Origin of the sequence: Anaeromyxobacter paludicola (assembly GCF_023169965.1) — a bacterium.
GTDB lineage: Bacteria > Myxococcota > Myxococcia > Myxococcales > Anaeromyxobacteraceae > Anaeromyxobacter_B > Anaeromyxobacter_B paludicola.
In genome coordinates this window covers 2132213-2148580 of sequence record NZ_AP025592.1, presented here as the reverse complement: position 1 = coordinate 2148580, position 16368 = coordinate 2132213, and the positions used below count along the sequence as shown (strand labels likewise).

Annotated in this window: 14 protein-coding genes; all 14 read left to right on the top strand. The window is 76.4% G+C overall.

Annotated features, from left to right (window positions below; translation table 11 throughout):
* The first annotated feature begins 61 nt into the window (after nt 1-61).
* The 14 genes from AMPC_RS09930 to AMPC_RS09865 all read left to right on the top strand — a co-directional run bounded on the left by AMPC_RS09930 (nt 62) and on the right by AMPC_RS09865 (nt 16338).
* Entirely contained in the window at nt 62-745 is a 684-nt protein-coding gene (locus AMPC_RS09930) for a cytochrome c3 family protein (protein ID WP_248346061.1), read from the top strand.
* Between the two features lie 142 nt (nt 746-887).
* Nucleotides 888-1994: a two-component system sensor histidine kinase NtrB gene (locus AMPC_RS09925; protein ID WP_248346059.1), complete on the top strand. Its 1107-nt coding sequence runs from the start codon at nt 888-890 to the stop codon at nt 1992-1994.
* Nucleotides 1991-2482, top strand: a complete 492-nt coding sequence (hoxE, locus tag AMPC_RS09920; protein ID WP_248346057.1) for a bidirectional hydrogenase complex protein HoxE — start codon at nt 1991-1993, stop codon at nt 2480-2482. The genes AMPC_RS09925 and hoxE overlap by 4 nt, the downstream gene beginning before the upstream one ends.
* Entirely contained in the window at nt 2479-4155 is a 1677-nt protein-coding gene (locus tag AMPC_RS09915; protein WP_318654325.1) for a NuoF family protein, read from the top strand. Before hoxE ends, AMPC_RS09915 begins: the two co-directional genes overlap by 4 nt.
* Nucleotides 4152-4871 carry a bidirectional hydrogenase complex protein HoxU gene (hoxU, locus tag AMPC_RS09910; protein ID WP_248346055.1) on the top strand — a complete coding sequence of 240 codons (720 nt, stop codon included), beginning with the start codon at nt 4152-4154 and terminating at the stop codon, nt 4869-4871. Before AMPC_RS09915 ends, hoxU begins: the two co-directional genes overlap by 4 nt.
* On the top strand, nt 4868-5410 hold the full coding sequence (locus tag AMPC_RS09905; protein ID WP_248346053.1) for an NADH-quinone oxidoreductase subunit B family protein: 543 nt from the start codon (nt 4868-4870) through the stop codon (nt 5408-5410). The genes hoxU and AMPC_RS09905 overlap by 4 nt, the downstream gene beginning before the upstream one ends.
* A gap of 4 nt (nt 5411-5414) precedes the next feature.
* A complete protein-coding gene (locus tag AMPC_RS09900; RefSeq protein WP_248346051.1) occupies nt 5415-6857 on the top strand; it encodes a Ni/Fe hydrogenase subunit alpha in 1443 nt (480 codons plus the stop codon).
* A 74-nt stretch (nt 6858-6931) separates the two neighbouring features.
* Nucleotides 6932-7384: a chemotaxis protein CheW gene (locus AMPC_RS09895; RefSeq protein WP_248346049.1), complete on the top strand. Its 453-nt coding sequence runs from the start codon at nt 6932-6934 to the stop codon at nt 7382-7384.
* A complete protein-coding gene (locus AMPC_RS09890) occupies nt 7381-8922 on the top strand; it encodes a CheR family methyltransferase (RefSeq protein WP_248346047.1) in 1542 nt (513 codons plus the stop codon). Before AMPC_RS09895 ends, AMPC_RS09890 begins: the two co-directional genes overlap by 4 nt.
* Nucleotides 8919-9413 (top strand): chemotaxis protein CheW, encoded by a 495-nt coding sequence (locus tag AMPC_RS09885; protein ID WP_248346045.1) that lies wholly within the window; start codon nt 8919-8921, stop codon nt 9411-9413. Before AMPC_RS09890 ends, AMPC_RS09885 begins: the two co-directional genes overlap by 4 nt.
* Nucleotides 9414-9425: 12 nt before the next feature.
* Nucleotides 9426-10898 carry a HAMP domain-containing methyl-accepting chemotaxis protein gene (locus AMPC_RS09880; RefSeq protein WP_248346043.1) on the top strand — a complete coding sequence of 491 codons (1473 nt, stop codon included), beginning with the start codon at nt 9426-9428 and terminating at the stop codon, nt 10896-10898.
* 30 nt (nt 10899-10928) lie between these two features.
* Nucleotides 10929-13067 carry a hybrid sensor histidine kinase/response regulator gene (locus AMPC_RS09875; protein ID WP_248346041.1) on the top strand — a complete coding sequence of 713 codons (2139 nt, stop codon included), beginning with the start codon at nt 10929-10931 and terminating at the stop codon, nt 13065-13067.
* On the top strand, nt 13064-14134 hold the full coding sequence (gene cheB / locus AMPC_RS09870) for a chemotaxis-specific protein-glutamate methyltransferase CheB (protein ID WP_248346039.1): 1071 nt from the start codon (nt 13064-13066) through the stop codon (nt 14132-14134). Before AMPC_RS09875 ends, cheB begins: the two co-directional genes overlap by 4 nt.
* Entirely contained in the window at nt 14131-16338 is a 2208-nt protein-coding gene (locus AMPC_RS09865; RefSeq protein WP_248346037.1) for a response regulator, read from the top strand. The genes cheB and AMPC_RS09865 overlap by 4 nt, the downstream gene beginning before the upstream one ends.
* Nucleotides 16339-16368: the final 30 nt, after the last annotated feature.

The following is a 16368-nucleotide window of genomic DNA, read 5'->3' as shown; positions in this document are numbered from 1 at the left end:
GCCATCGTCCGCTCGCCCGCCTTCCGGCCGGGCGACCAACTCGCTCCAGGGGAACTCGACCATGCGACTCGTCCGTCTCGCCGCCGTCCTCGCGGCCTGCACCGCTCCGCTCGCCGCCCTCGCCGCCGGCGGCCACGACGCCCTGAGCTGCTCGGGCTGCCACTCGATCCACGCCGCCAAGGGCGAGCTCATCTTCGCCGTCGAGGCGAACAAGTCGGCCACCACCCGCGCCAACCAGCCGGTGAGCGGCTCGTCGGCGCTCTGCCTCGCCTGCCACAAGGACGGCGGGATGGCGACCTCGATCTCGTCGCACATGAGCCACCCGTACGGCCTCGACCACGTGAACGCCAAGGTCGCGAAGGTGCCGGGCGAGCTGATGCGGGACGGGCGCTTCGAGTGCCTCGGCTGCCACGACCCGCACCCCTCGAACCCGTACCACAAGTACCTGCGCGTCGACACCGCCAAGGGCCAGAAGATGGAGCAGTTCTGCGCCGTCTGCCACCCGAACAAGGCGGACGACGCCACCGCCAGCGCCAAGGTCGCGCTCTTCACCTCCATGGACGAGACCGGCAACCGCGTGCTCGGCCCGGCGGACGGCGCCGCGCCGGCCCGCAAGGCGGTGAAGGCGCCCGCCAAGGCGTCGAAGCTGCCGGCCAAGAAGGCGAAGAAGGCCGCCAAGGCGGCGAAGGCCCCGGCGGCCGCCGCCGAGCCGGCCGCCGCCCCCGCCGCGCAGCCGGCCCAGTAGCCTCGGGTCCCTCGCCCGCTCCTCGAGAGGGCCCCCGGGAGGCCGGGGGCCCTCTCCGTTCGCGGCCACCTTTTCGGCCCGGCCCCGCGCCCGGCTGCGGCTACACTCCCCGGAGCCGCCGGGGGCGGCGGGGGAGCGAACGATGTCGGAAGGCGCAGCACCGCGCGCGGTCCGCGCACCCGAGAAGATCTTCCAGGCGCTCGTCGAGCAGAGCGGCGACGCGCTGCTCCTGCTCGGGGCGGGCGGAGAGATCCTCTACGCGAGCCCGTCGGTGGAGCGCGTGACCGGGTACCGGCCGGAGCTGCTGCTGGGCCGGGAGCTGCGCGCGCTGGCGCACCCCGAGGACGAGAAGGTGCTCGCCGGCGCCTGGCGCCGCTGCCTGGAGCGCCCCGGCGAGCCGGTGCCGGCGAGCTTCCGGTACCGCCACTACGACGGGAGCTGGCGCCACGCCGAGACGGTCTCGGTGGACCACCTCGCCGACCCGGAGCTCGCGGCCGTGGTGACCAGCGTCCGCGACGTGACCGAGCGCCGGCTGATGGAGTCGCGCCTCGCCTTCACCGATCGGATCGCCTCGGTCGGCTCGCTCGCGGCCGGGGTGGCCCACGAGATCAACAACCCGCTCTCCTACGTGATCTCGAACCTCTCCTACCTGGCGGAGGCGCTCGCGGGGCAGCCCGGCCTGCCCGACGAGGTCCACTCGGCCCTGCGCGAGGCGGCGGAGGGGGCGGAGCGGGTCCGGCGCATCGTGCGCGACATCCGCGCCTTCTCGCGCCCGGACGACGAGCGGCACGGCCCGGTGGACCTGAAGCGCGTGGTCGAGGGGGCGATCAGCCTCGCCTCCAACGAGCTCCGGCACCGCGCGAAGCTGGTCCGCGACCTCGGCGAGGGCGTCCTCGCCTGGGGCAACGAGGCGCGCGTCGGCCAGGTGGCGCTCAACCTGCTCGTGAACGCCGCGCAGGCCATCGCCCGCGGCAGCGCCGCCGAGAACGAGATCCGGGTCTCCACGCGCCGCGTGCCGGAGGGCGTGGAGCTCACCGTGCGCGACACCGGGAGCGGCATGCCGCCCGAGGTGCAGGCCCGCATCTTCGACCCGTTCTTCACCACCAAGCCGGTGGGGGTGGGCACCGGGCTCGGCCTCTTCATCTGCCAGCGGATCGTGGCTGAGCTGCGCGGCAGCATCTCGGTGGAGAGCGAGCCCGGCCGCGGCACCACCTTCCGCGTCGTCTTCCCCGAGGCCCCCGCCCCATGATGCCCGTCGCGTCCCCCCCGCACCCGAGCGGCGACAAGCGCTTCAAGATGCTCGACGCCGCCATGAAGCGGCACCGCTTCCAGCCCGACGCGCTGCTCGAGATCCTGCACCAGGCGCAGGAGCTCTTCGGCTTCCTCGCCGACGACGTGCTCCTCTACGTGGCGCGCTGCCTCAAGCTCCCGCCGAGCCGGGTCTACGGGGTCGCCACCTTCTACAACTTCTTCAGCCTCGAGCCGAAGGGCGAGCACACCTGCACCGTCTGCACCGGCACCGCCTGCTACGTGAAGGGGGCCGGCGGCATCCTCGCCGCGGTCGAGCGCGAGGCGGGGGTGAAGGCCGGCGACACCACCGCCGACGGGAAGCTCTCGGTGGTGGAGGCGCGCTGCGTGGGCGCCTGCGGCATCGCGCCCGCGGTGGTCTTCGACGGCGAGGTGGCGGGCGGCCAGACGGCGGTCACGGTGCTGGAGCGCGTGCGGAGGTGGCGATGAACCGGGAAGAGCTCGAGGCGCTGGCGGCGCGCCGCCGCGCGGCGGACGGGGAGCGCTGGCACCGCGTGAGCGTCTGCTGCGGCTCCGGGTGCCACTCCATGGGCGCCGAGCAGGTGCTCGCGACCCTGAAGGGCGAGGTGGGCGCCGCCGGGCTCACCCGCGAGGTGCAGGTGCACGCCAGCGGCTGCCGCGGGCTCTGCGCGGCCGGGACGCTGGTGGAGGTCGAGTCGGGGCCGGCCGACGGCGCCGAGCGCCACCTCTACGTGGGCGTGGATCCGGAGGTGGCGGTCCGCATCGCGCGCGAGCACCTCGTGGACGGGCGGCCCCTCTCGGAGCACCACGCCGACCCGTCCGACCCGTTCTTCGCGCGGCAGCAGCGGATCGTGCTCGAGAGCGCCGGCCGGATCGACCCGGAGGACCTCGAGAGCTGCCTCGCCGCCGGCGCCTACGCCGCGCTCGAGAAGGCGGTCTCCGAGATGACGCCGGCCGAGGTGCTCGCCGAGGTGACGGCGAGCGGGCTGCGCGGCCGCGGCGGCGCCGGCTACCCGACCGGCCTCAAGTGGAGCACCGTCGCCAAGGCCGCCGGCGACCGCAAGTACGTCATCTGCAACGGCGACGAGGGCGACCCCGGCGCCTTCATGGACCGCAGCGTGCTCGACGGCGACCCGCACCGGGTGCTCGAGGGGATGGCGCTCGCGGGGTACGCGGTCGGCGCCGAGCAGGGGTACGTCTACGTGCGCGCCGAGTACCCGCTCGCGGTCAAGCGGCTCAAGATCGCCATCAAGCAGGCGGAGCGGCTGCAGCTCCTCGGCAACCGGATCTTCGACTCCGGCTTCAACTTCCGGGTGGACATCCGCATCGGCGCCGGCGCCTTCGTCTGCGGCGAGGAGACCGCGCTGATGGCCTCGGTGGAGGGCAAGCGGGGCTCGCCGCGCCCGCGGCCGCCCTGGCCCGCGCAGCGCGGCCTCTTCGGCCAGCCCACCCTCATCAACAACGTGGAGACCCTCGCGAACGTGCCGGCCATCGTCCGCCGTGGCGGGGCCTGGTTCGCCGGCATCGGGACCGCGAAGAGCAAGGGGACGAAGGTCTTCGCGCTCGCCGGCAAGGTGCGGCACACCGGGCTCATCGAGGTGCCGATGGGCACCACGCTGCGCGAGATCATCTTCGAGGTCGGCGGGGGGATCCCCGGCGGCCGGGCCTTCAAGGCCGCCCAGACCGGCGGCCCGTCCGGCGGCTGCATCCCGGCGTCCCACCTCGACCTGCCGGTGGACTACGAGTCGCTCGCCGCGGTCGGCTCGATCATGGGCTCGGGCGGCCTCATCGTGATGGACGAGACCTCCTGCATGGTGGACGTGGCCCGGTACTTCATGGGCTTCTGCCGCGAGGAGTCCTGCGGCAAGTGCATCCCGTGCCGCGCCGGCACCGTGCAGATGCACGAGCTGCTCGGGAAGATCGCGGCCGGGCGGGGCGAGCTCGACGACCTCGGCCGGCTCGAGGAGCTCGCCGACCTGCTCGGCGCGGCCAGCCTCTGCGGCCTGGGCCAGACCGCCCCCAACCCGGTGCTCTCGACCCTGCGCCACTTCAAGGACGAGTACCTGGCCCACATCGAGGAGCGGCGCTGCCCCGCCGGCGTCTGCGGCGCCGGGGCGCGGGCGGAGGAGGTCCGGGCATGAGCGTCGTCACCCTCACCCTCGACGGCCGGCCCGTGAGCGCGCGCGAGGGCGCCACCCTGCTCGAGGTCTGCCAGGAGAGCGGCGTGGCGCTCCCGACGCTCTGCCACCTCGACGGCCTCTCCGACGTCGGCGCCTGCCGCCTCTGCCTGGTGGAGGTGGCCGGGCAGCGGAAGCTCGCCGCCGCCTGCGTGACCCAGGCGCAGGAGGGGATGGAGATCACCACCGGCTCCGAGCGGCTCGTGCGCTACCGGCGGCAGATCGTGGAGCTGCTCTTCGCCGAGCGGAACCACGTCTGCGCGGTCTGCGTCGCCAACGGCCACTGCGACCTGCAGCGGCTCGCGGCCTCGCTCGGGATCGACCACGTCCGCTACGCCTACCAGCACCCGGCGCTGCGGCTCGACGCCTCCCACCCCCGCTTCGTGGCGGACCACGACCGGTGCGTGCTCTGCACCCGCTGCGTCCGGGTCTGCGACGAGATCGAGGGGGCGCACACCTGGGACGTGGCCGGCCGCGCCGCCGGGTGCCAGGTGGTGACCGACCTCGCCGCGCCCTGGGGCGAGTCGGCCTCGTGCACCGGCTGCGGCAAGTGCGTGCAGGTCTGCCCCACCGGCGCGCTCTTCGAGAAGGAGCAGGCGGCGGGCGGCATGCTCTCGAAGCACCGCGACTTCCTCACCTACCTCAAGAACGCGCGCGAGAAGAAGGAGTGGCTGCGATGAGCCGCAAGCGGTTCGCGACGGTCTGGCTCGGGGGCTGCTCGGGCTGCCACATGTCGTTCCTCGACCAGGACGAGCGGCTGCTCGAGCTCGTGGCCGCGGCCGACCTCGTCCACTCGCCGGTGATGGACGTGAAGCGCTACCCGGAGGGCGTGGACGTGTGCCTGGTGGAGGGCGCGGTGGCGAACGAGGAGCACCTCGAGACGCTGCGCGCCGTCCGCGCCCGGACGCGGATCCTCGTGGCCTTCGGCGACTGCGCGGTGACCGGCAACGTCACCGCCCTGCGCAACTGCCTCGGCGGCGCCCGGGAGGTGCTCGACCGGGCCTACCTCGAGCTCGCCGACGTCACCCCGCGCATCCCCTGCGAGCCCGGGCTCGTGCCGCCGCTCCTCGACCGCGTGGCGCCGCTCCACGCGCACGTGCCGGTCGATCGCTTCCTGCCCGGCTGCCCGCCCTCGGCCGACGCCATCCACGCCGTCCTCCTCGAGCTCCTCGAGCTCCCCGCCGGAACGCCGCCGGCCGCCGCCCCTCGCTTCGGATGAGCCCATGAGCCAGCGCATCGTCATCGACCCCGTGACCCGCATCGAGGGGCACGCCAAGATCTCGATCCACCTCGACGACGCGGGGAGGGTGGAGGACGCCCGGCTCCACATCGCCGAGTTCCGCGGCTTCGAGCGCTTCTGCGAGGGCCGGAGCTTCCGCGAGCTGCCGGTGATCACCTCGCGCATCTGCGGCATCTGCCCGGTGTCGCACATGCTCGCCTCGGTGAAGGCCGGCGACGCGCTCCTCGCCGTCGAGGTGCCGGCCACCGCCAAGGACCTCCGGCGCATCGTCAACCTGGGGCAGCTCGTGCAGTCGCACGCGCTCTCCTTCTTCCACCTCTCCGCGCCCGACTGGATCGTGGGCTACGACGCGCCGCCGGAGGAGCGGAGCGTGGTGGGGCTCTTCCGGCGCGAGCCCGAGCTCGCGCGCGACGGCATCCGGCTGCGCGCCTTCGGCCAGCAGGTGATCGCGGCCGTCACCGGCAAGCGGATCCACCCGGCCTGGGCGGTGCCGGGCGGCGTGGCGGCCCCGCTCGCCCCCGAGGCGCGCGAGGCGCTCCTCGCCGCGCTGCCCGAGGCCCTCGCCATCGCCGAGCGGACGCTGGCGCGCTTCAAGCGGGCGCTGCCGGAGCGGGCCGAGGAGGCCGCCACCTTCGGCGACTTCGAGACCCTGCACATGGGCATGGTCGATCCGGACGGCACGCTCGAGCACTACGACGGCCGGCTCCGGCTCGTCTCGGCGAGCGGCGAGGTGCTCGCGGACCAGGTGGACCCGGCGCGCTTCGAGGAGCTCATCGGCGAGGCGGTCGAGCCCTGGAGCTACCTCAAGTTCCCGTACTACCGGCCCTGGGGCTACCCGGCCGGCATCTACCGCGTCGGCCCCCTCTCGCGCCTCAACGCCGCCGCGCGCTGCGGCACGCCGCGGGCGGACCAGGAGCTGCTCTTCTTCCGCGACCTGGCGCGGGGCCCGGTCCACGCCTCGTTCCACTACCACCTGGCCCGCCTCGTCGAGATCCTGCACGCGCTCGAGAAGGTCCAGCGGCTCCTCGACGACCCCGCCATCCTCTCCCGCGACGTGCTGGCGGTGGCGCGGCGGAACCGGCTCGAGGGGGTCGGCGCCTGCGAGGCGCCGCGGGGCACGCTCTTCCACCACTACCGCGTGCTCAAGGGCGGCATCGTGACCGAGGTGAACCTGGTGATCGCCACCGGGCAGAACAACCTCGCCATGAACCGCACCATCACCCAGATCGCCCGGCACTTCCTCGACGGGCGGAAGATCACCGACGGGCTCCTCAACCGGGTCGAGGCCGGCGTGCGCGCCTACGACCCGTGCCTGAGCTGCTCCACGCACGCCGTCGGGCAGCTGCCGCTGCGGGTGGAGCTGCGGGGGCCGGGCGGCGAGCTGATCGACGCCGCGGTGCGCGGGGAAGGCCCCACCGGGGGATGAACCCGCAGTCAACGGGATCCTTGCGCGGACCCGGCCTCCTCCCCTATGGGAGGGAGTCGTCGCAGGAGGGATCGGTGACGGAGGAGCGCCAGGTGCTGCTGGTCCGGGCGGGAGGGCGCGTCTGCGCGCTCCCGGTCGGCGACGTGGTCGAGACGTCGCGCCCCGCCGCCGTCTCGCCGCTCGCCGGCACGCCGGACTGCGTGGCCGGGACGGCGCTGCTCCGCGGCGCGGCCGCGCCGGTGATCTCCCTCGGCCACCTCCTCACGGGCGAGCCGCCCCCGCCGCCGGCGCGCTGGGTCTCGCTCCGCTGCGGAGGGGCCCTGGCCGCGCTCGCCGTGGAGGAGGTGCTGGGGGTCGCCGCCCTGCCGGCCGACGCGCTGGCGCGGCCGGCCCTCGAGCAGGCGGCGGGCGGCGCGCTCGAGGGTACCGGCCAGGTGGGCCGGGAGCTGGTCTTCTCTCTGCGGGCGGCCCGGCTCGTGCCGGAGGAGGTCTGGCGCGCGCTCTCCGGGGCCGGGAGGGCACGGTGACCCCGCTCCGCGAGCGGCTCCGCGAGGCCGCCCGGCAGACCCTCGGGCTCCAGCTCGACGCCTCCCGGCTCGCCGACCTGGAGGACCTCGCCGAGGAGCGCCGCACCGCGCTCGGGCTCGCCGACGTCGAGGCGTGGCTGGCGCGGCTCGAGGCGGGCGAGCCCGAGGAGGAGGGGGCGGTGGCGCGCCGGCTCACGGTCGGCGAGACCTACTTCTTCCGCAACGAGAACGACCTCAAGGCCTTCGTGGGCGAGGTGGTCCCGGAGCGGGTGCGCGCGCGCGGCGCCGACCGCCGGCTCCGCTTCCTCTCGGCCGGCTGCGCCAGCGGCGAGGAGCCCTACACGCTCGCCATGCTGCTGCGCGGCATGCCCTTCCTCGGCGGGTGGGAGCTCTCGGTCCGGGGGGTGGACGTGAACCCGGCGGCGGTGGCGCGGGGGCGCTCGGCGCGGTACGGGGAGTGGTCGCTGCGCCAGACCCCGGCCGACCTGCGGGCGCGGTTCTTCCGCCAGGAGGGGCGCGAGTACCGGGTGAACGACGACGTGCGCGCGCTCGTCGCGCTCGACGTGCGCAACCTCTCGCGCGACGACGGCGAGCTCTTCGCGCCGGGGTCCTGGGACGCCGTCTTCTGCCGCAACGTGCTCATGTACCTGGCGCCGGAGGTGACGCGCCGGATCGTGGACCGGCTCGCCACCGCGCTCGCCCCCGGCGGCTTCCTCTTCCTCGGCCACGCCGAGAACCTGCGCGGCGTCTCGAGCCGGTTCCACCTGCGGCAGGCCCGCGGGACCTTCTTCTACCAGCGGCGCGAGGACGACGGGCCCGGGGACGAGGCGGCGCCCGCCGCGGCGGCCCCGCCGCGCCCGCCGCGCCCGCCGCGCCCGGCGCCGGTCCCCGCGCCGGAGGCGGGCGGGGACCTCGAGCCCGCGCCCGTCGAGGGGAGCTGGGTGGACGCCATCGCCCAGGCGAGCGCGCGGGTCGCGGCGCTCACCGGCAAGCCGCTCGCGCCCCCGGCGCGCCCCCGCGGGGCCGCGCCCGACGCGGCCCAGGTGACGCGCGCCTTCGACTTCCTGCGCCGGGAGCGGTTCGCCGACGCGCTCTCCGAGCTCGGGAGCCCGCCGCTCGAGTCGGAGCGCGACCCCGACGTGCTCCTGCTCCGGGCCGTGCTCCTCGCGAGCGGCGGCCGGCACGCCGAGGCGGAGGCGGTCTGCGCGCGGCTGCTCGCCGTGGACGAGCTCTCCGCCGAGGCCCACTACGTGAAGGCGCTCTGCCGGGAGCACGCCGGCGATCCCGGCGGCGCCGCCGACGAGGATCGCTACGCCGCCTACCTCGACCCGACCTTCGCCATGCCGCGGCTCCACCTCGGCCTCATGCACCGCCGGGCCGGGGAGCTCGACCCGGCCCGGCGCGAGCTGGCGCGCGCCCGGGTGCTGCTCGCCGCCGAGGAGGCGTCGCGCGTCCTGCTGCTGGGCGGCGGCTTCAGCCGCGAGGCGCTCTCCGAGCTCTGCCGGGCCGAGCTGCGCGCCGCCGGAGGTGAGCCGTGAGCGTCCCCGCGCCGGAACAGGAGGCCGCCGCGCGGCTCCGGGCCGAGTTCGACGCCTCCTTCGCCGTCCCGCCGCCCGAGCCCTCGCGGGATCTGGTCCCGCTGCTCCTGCTGCGCGCCGGCGGGCAGCGGCTCGCCGCCCGGCTCCAGGCCGTGCGCGGGCTGGTGCGGCTCGGCGCGGTCACGCCCGTCCCGAGCCGCCGCCCCGAGTTCCTCGGCATCGCCGGGCTGCGCGGCGAGATCCTGCCGGTCTTCCAGCTGGGCCGCCTGCTCGGGCTCGCCGCCGGCGGCGCGCCCCGCTGGATGGTGCTGGCCGGCGCCGAGCGGGTGGGGCTCGCCTTCGACGACTTCGACGGCTACGTCCAGGTCGCCCCATCCGACCTCCAGCCGGCGGCCGGCGGCGGCCCGCTGCCCGAGGTCGCCCGCCTCCCGGACCGGCCCGCCCCGGTGCTCGACCTCGCCCACCTCCTCCAGGCCCTCGGGGGCCGCTGAATCGGAGCGCACATGGCTCGAAGCCTCACGTTCTCGCAGAAGCTCGCCGGAGGGTTCGGCCTCCTCGCCGCCATCTCGGTGCTGGTGGCGGCGGTGGCCTGGCTGGCGCTCCGGGACGTCGTCGCCCTGAAGGACCAGGTGCTCGACGTCGCCGCCCAGCGGCTCGTGGACACCGAGCGGCTGCACGTGGCGAGCGCCCAGAAGGCGGCCGACGCCCGGGCCTACCTCATGACCGGCGAGCCGCGGTACCTCGAGGCCCTGCGCGCCAGCCGCGAGCAGTTCCACACCTCCCTCGAGCTCGTCGGCAAGGAGGTGCAGACCGCCGAGGGGTCGGAGCTCGTCCGGGAGGTGAGGCAGCTCGAGGAGGAGCACAACCGGGTCATGGACGGCATCCTGGCGCAGCGCACGCCCGGCGCGTCCTTCGAGGCGCTCGCCAACCGCGTCGAGCGCGAGGTGCGCCCCATCCGCGTGAAGCTCGACGGCACGGTGGACGCGCTGGTGGCCCGGGAGGACCGGCTGCTCCAGGAGGGCCGGCGCGCCTCCACCGAGGTGGCGAACCGGGCCGCGCGGCAGGTGGCCGGGCTCGCCGGGCTCGCCGTGGCGCTGGCCGCGGCGGTGTCGGTGCTCCTCGGGCGCGCGCTGTCGCGCCAGGTGTCGAGCGCGGTCCGCCACGTCCAGAGCTCGTCGGCCGAGCTGCAGGCGGCCGCGGGGCAGCAGGCCACCGGCGCCAAGCAGCAGGCGACCGCCATGGCCGAGATCACCACCACCATCACCGAGCTGCTCGCCACCTCCCGCCAGATCGCCGAGAGCGCCCAGCGGGTGGCGGCCATCGCCGCCGAGACCGCGGGGGCGGCCCGCGCCGGCGACCAGACCGTGCAGCGCAGCCAGGAGTCGGTGGGCGCCATCCGCCGGCAGGTGGAGCTGATCGTCGGCCACATGCTCGACCTCGGCCGCAAGTCGCAGCAGATCGGGAGCATCCTCGAGATCATCAACGAGCTGGCCGAGCAGACCAACATCCTCGCCATCAACGCCAGCATCGAGGCGGCCGGCGCGGGCGAGTCGGGGCGGCGCTTCGCCGTGGTCGCGGAGGAGATCCGCAAGCTCGCCGACCGGGTGGGCGGCTCCACCAAGGACATCCGGGTCCTCATCGACGAGGTGCGGGCCGCGGTGAACACCACGGTGATGGCGACCGAGAGCGGCTCGAAGGCGGTGGAGACCGGGGCGCGCCAGTTCTCCGAGGTGGCGTCGGCCTTCGGGCAGATCGCCCGGCTGGTGGGCACCACCACCGACGCGGCGCGCGAGATCGAGCTCTCCACCAAGCAGCAGACCACCGCCGTGGAGCAGGTGAACCTCGCCATCGCCAACGTGGCCCAGGCCACCCGCGAGGCGGAGGCGAGCTCCGGCCAGACGCTCCAGACCGCCTCCCAGCTCGCCGGCATGTCCACGGCGCTCGCGCGGCTGGTGCAGAGCCGCGAGGCGGCCTGACCCGCGGCGCCACCGACCGGCCGGCATTCCATGTCCCGCGACCCCTACCGCTACTTCCGGATCGAGGCCCGCGAGCTCGTCGAGGGGCTCTCGCGCGGGCTCCTCGCGCTCGAGCGCGCCCCGGCGGACCGGGCGCTGGTCTCGACCCTCCTGCGGCAGGCCCACACGCTCAAGGGCGCGGCCCGGGTGGTGAAGCAGCAGGAGCTGGGGGAGCTCGCGCACGGCCTCGAGGAGGCGCTCGCGCCCCACCGCGAGGAGGGGGCGCCGCCGGTGCCGCGCGAGCGGGTGGACGCGGCGCTGGCGCTCCTCGACCGGATCTCGTCCGGCGTGGCGGCGCTCGCGCCGGCGCCGCCCGCCCCCGCCGCCGTTCCCGCGGCGCCGTCGGCCTCGCCCTCGCCGCCGCCCTCCCCGGCGCCCGGCGCGGGGGAGGAGGCCGCCGCGCCCGCCGCCGAGGCCGGGGCCCCCGCGGCCGAGCCGGTCCGGCCCGACGAGGCGTTCCAGAGCCTGCGCGTGGACGTCCAGGAGCTCGACGCGCTCCTCGCCTCGGTGCTCGAGGCCGGCGTCCAGGCCACCGGCCTGCGGCGGCAGCTCGGCCGGCTCGACCACGCCGGCGAGGTCGCGCGCGCCCTGCAGGATCAGCTCTCCGGGCCGCGCGGGGAGGGCCCGGTGGCCGCCCGCCGGCTGGCGCCGCTCGTGGACGAGCTCCGGCGCGCCCTCGGCGAGGCGCAGCGCGCGCTGACCGCCCGCGCCGAGCAGGTGGAGCGCGAGGTGCGCACCGTCCGCGTCGCCGCCGACCGGCTGCGGCTGCTCCCGGCGCGGGCGCTCTTCGGACCGCTCACGCGCGCGGCGCGGGACGCCGCCCGCACCCTCGGGCGCGAGGTGGACCTCGAGGCGAGCGGGGGCGAGGTCCGGGTGGACGCGAACGTGCTCGCGGCGGCGCGCGACGCGCTCCTGCACGTGGTCCGCAACGCCGTTGCCCACGGGATCGAGCCCGGGCCCGCGCGCCTGGCCGCCGGGAAGCCCTCGCGCGGGCGGATCACGCTCGAGGTGGAGCGCCGGGGCGGGCGGGTCCTCTTCCGCTGCCGCGACGACGGGCGCGGGCTCGACCTCCCCGGCGTGCGCGCCGCCGCCGAGGCGAAGGGGCTCCTCGGCCCGGGCGCGCCCCCGCTCGACGAGCCCGCCGCGGTGGAGCTGCTGCTCCGGGGCGGCCTCTCCACCAGCCCCGGCGTGAACGCGGTGGCCGGGCGCGGGCTGGGGCTCGACGTGGTGCGCGACGTGGCGGCCCGGCTCAAGGCCGAGCTCGGGGTGCGGAGCGCGCCGGGGGCGGGGCTGACGGTCGAGCTGCTGGTGCCGGTCTCGATCACCGCCATGGTGGCGCTGCGGCTCCAGGCCGGCGGCGCCGACGCGTCGCTCCCCCTCGACGCGGTCGAGGAGACCCTCTGGCTCCCCGCGGACCGGGTGGTGCGTCGCGGCGAGGGGCGCGGCATCTCGCACCGCGGCCAGGTGATCCCGTTCCTGCCCCTCGCCGACGTGCTCCGCCGGCCCGAGCCCGCCTCGCGCCGGCGCGCCTGGTCGGCGGTCGTGGTCCGGGTGGGCGGGGCCCGGCTCGCGCTCGGCGCCGAGCGACTCGCCGGGACGGCGGAGGTGGTGGTGCGCCCCCTGCCGGCCTGCGTCGGCGCCGAGCCGGCCGTGGCGGGAGCCGCGCTCGACGCGGAGGGCACGCCCGTCCTGGCGCTCGACCCCGCCGGGCTCCTGGTGGCGGCCGGGGAGCGGCCGGCCGCGGAGCCGGCCCCGGCGCCGGCCCCGCTGCCCATCCTCGTGGTGGACGACTCGCTCACCACCCGCATGCTGGAGCAGAGCATCCTCGAGTCGGCCGGCTACGAGGTGGAGCTGGCGGTCTCGGCCGAGGAGGGGCTCGAGAAGGCGCGGGCGCGCCGCTACGGGCTGTTCCTCGTGGACGTGGAGATGCCGGGCATGGACGGGTTCGAGTTCGTCCGGGTCACGCGCGCCGATCCGCGCACCGCGGCCACCCCGGCCATCCTCGTGACCTCGCGGTCGGCGCCGGAGGACCGCCGGCGCGGGATGGACGCCGGCGCCGCCGGGTACGTGGTGAAGGGCGACTTCGACCAGGGCCGGCTGCTCGCCGCGATCCAGGAGCTGGTGGGGTGAACGTGCCGATTCGCGTGCTCGTCGTCGAGGACTCCCTCACCATCCGCAAGCGCCTCGTCGAGGTGCTGGGCGAGGACCCCGAGCTGCAGGTGGTCGGCGAGGCGGAGGACGGGCAGCGCGGCGTGGACCTGTGCCGGGCGCTGCGCCCCGACGTGGTCACGCTCGACATGATGATGCCGGTGATGACCGGGGTGGAGGCGGCCGAGCAGATCATGGCCTACTGCCCGACCCCGATCCTGGTGGTCTCGGCCTCCACCAACCGCGGCGAGCTCTTCCGGACCTACGACGCGCTCGCCGCGGGCGCGCTCGACGTGCTCGAGAAGCCGGGCGGGCACGAGCTCGCCGACGGGTGGGAGGGGCGGCTCCGCGCGGCGGTGAAGCTGGTCTCCCGGATCAAGGTCATCACCCACCTGCGCGGCCGGCTGGCGGTCGCCCGGCCCTCCGCGCCGCTCGAGGTCGCGCCGGTCCCGCCGCCGGCGCCCGCGCGCGCCGGCCGCCTGCGGGCCGTGGCCGTCGGCGGCTCCACCGGATCGCCCGGCGCGGTGCTCGAGATCCTGCAGGCCCTGCCGCGCCGGTTCGCCGCCCCGGTGCTCCTCGTCGTCCACATCAACGAGCCCTTCGGCCGCGCCTTCGCCGACTGGCTCGACACCCAGTCGCCGCTGCGGGTGCGCTACGCCCGCGACCGCGAGCCGCTCGAGGCCGCCTCGGGGGTGCTGATGGCGCCGCCGGGGCAGCACCTGTTCCTGGAGCGGGGGCTGCTGCGGCTCGACCTGGGGCCGGAGCGGCACAGCTGCCGGCCGTCGGTGGACGTGCTCTTCGAGTCGGTGGCGCGGGAGCTCGGGCCCGACGGCCTCGCCTGCCTGCTCACGGGCATGGGCCGGGACGGCGCCGCCGGGATGCTCGCGGTGCGGCGCGCCGGGGGGCGCACCATCGCGCAGGACGAGGCCACCTCGGTGGTCTTCGGGATGCCGCGCGAGGCGATCCTCCTCGGCGCGGCGGAGCGGGTGCTGCCGCTCGGGGAGATCGGCGACGCCCTCGCCGCCGCCGAGGCCGGAGGGCTGCCGTGATCCGGGTCCTCGTGGTGGACGACAGCCTCACGGTCCGGATGGACCTGCAGGAGGCGCTCGAGGGGGCCGGGTTCGGCACCGAGCTCTGCGCCGACCTCGCGTGCGCGCGCGAGGCGCTGCGGCGCGGGCCGACGGACCTCGTCGTGCTCGACGTGCTCCTGCCCGACGGCGACGGGGTCGACCTGCTCGCCGAGCTGCGGCGCTCGCCCGAGCACGCCGCCACGCCGGTGATGCTCCTCTCCTCCGAGGCGGCGGTGGCGCAGCGCGTCCGCGGGCTGCGCACCGGCGCCGACGAGTACGTCGGGAAGCCCTACGCCGTCGAGCAGCTGGTGGCGCGGGCGCGCGAGCTGGTCCGCCGGGCCCGGCCGGACGAGGCGCCCGAGGGCGCCGCGCCGGTGCTGGTGGTCGACGACAGCCTGACCGCGCGGGAGCAGCTCCGCGAGCTCATCGAGGGGGCCGGGCTCGACGTGGTCACCGCCGGCTCCGGCGAGGAGGGGCTCCGGGTGGCGGCGGGGCGCCGCCCCCGCGCCGTGGTGGTGGACGGCGTGATGCCGGGCATGGACGGCGCCTCCTTCGTGCGGCAGCTCCGGGCCGATCCGGCCCTGCGCGCCACGCCCTGCATCCTCCTCACCGCCTCCGGCGCCATCGGGGAGCTGGGGGCGCTCGACGCCGGCGCCGACGCCTACGTGCGCAAGGACGAGGAGGGGAGGGCGGTGGTGCTGGCCCGCCTCCTCGCGCTCCTCCGCGGCGGGGCGACCGGCGCGGCGCGCGGGCCGGCCTTCCTCTCGCCGCGGCGCGTCCTCCTGGTCGGGCCGGGGCGGGCGCCCCCCGAGCCGGTGGCGGAGCTGCTGCGCCAGGAGGGGCACGACGTGGCCGCCGCCTCCTCCGCGGCGGAGGCCCTCGCGCTCCTGGCCGTGGACCGGGTGGACGCGGTCCTGGTGGACGGGACCGGCGGGCTCGGGCGGGCCATGGAGGCCTGCCGCGCCCTCCGCGACGGCCCCGAGCGGCGGCAGGTGCCGCTGCTGGTGTTCGGGGAGGCGCCCGAGGGCGAGCGGCTGGCCGCGGCGGTGGACGCCGGCGCCGACGACTACGTCTCGACCGCCGCCGGGCTCGAGCTCCTGCGCGCCCGGGTGCGCGCCCAGCTCCGCCGCAAGCAGCTCGAGGACGAGGACCGCAGCCGGGAGGCGTTCGCCCGGAACGCCGCGGTGCTCGAGAGCATCACCGACGCCTTCTTCGCCGTGGACCGCGCCTGGCGCTTCGTCTACGTGAACCACGCGCTCGAGGAGCTGCTCGGGGCGCGGCGCGCCGACCTGCTCGGCCAGGAGCTCTGGTCGGCGCTCCCGTGGCTCGCGGCCGACGAGGCGGCGGCGGAGCTGCGGCGGGTCGCCGCCGGCCGGGAGCCGGCCACCTTCGAGCTGCGCTGGCCGGACGAGCGCTGGTTCGAGGTGCGGGCCTTCTCGCACGAGGGCGGCCTCACGGCCCACCTGCGCGACGTCACCGACCGGCGGCGCGCGCAGGAGGTGCAGGCGCACCTCATCGGCATCGTGGGCCACGACCTGCGCACCCCGCTCACCGTGGTGGCCGCCTCGGCCGGCCTCCTCCTGCGCGACCCGGCGCTCTCCGGCGACCACCGCCGGGTGCTGGAGCGGATCTCGAGCGCGGGGGCCCGCATGCGAAGGCTCATCACCGACCTGCTCGACTACTCGCAGGCGCGGCTCGGCCAGGGCATCCCGGTCTTCCCCTCCACCGCCGATCTCGACGACCTCTGCCGCGAGGTGATCCAGGAGATCAAGGCGGCGCACCCGGGCCGGGAGATCCGCTTCGTCCCGGTGGGCGACGGCCGCGGCGAGTGGGACGCCGGCCGGATCCAGCAGGTGCTCGCCAACCTGCTCGGGAACGCGCTGCGCTACAGCCCGGAGGGCACCCCGGCGACGGTGACGCGGGCCGGCGACGCGGAGCGCGTCACCCTCTCGGTGCACAACGAGGGGCCGCCGATCGAGCCCTGGCTGAAGGAGCAGATCTTCGCCCCCTTCCGGCGCGGCGACGCGCAGGGGAACCCGCGCGGCGGGGTGGGGCTCGGGCTCTACATCGTCCGCGAGATCGTCCGCGGCCACGGGGGCGAGGTCTCGCTCGAGTCGGAGGAGGGGCGGGGGACCACCTTCACCGTCGCGCTCCCGCGGCGCGAGGGCGCCGGCCGGCCCTGACGAGCGCGCGGCGCGGCGCCGTCGCGTGCG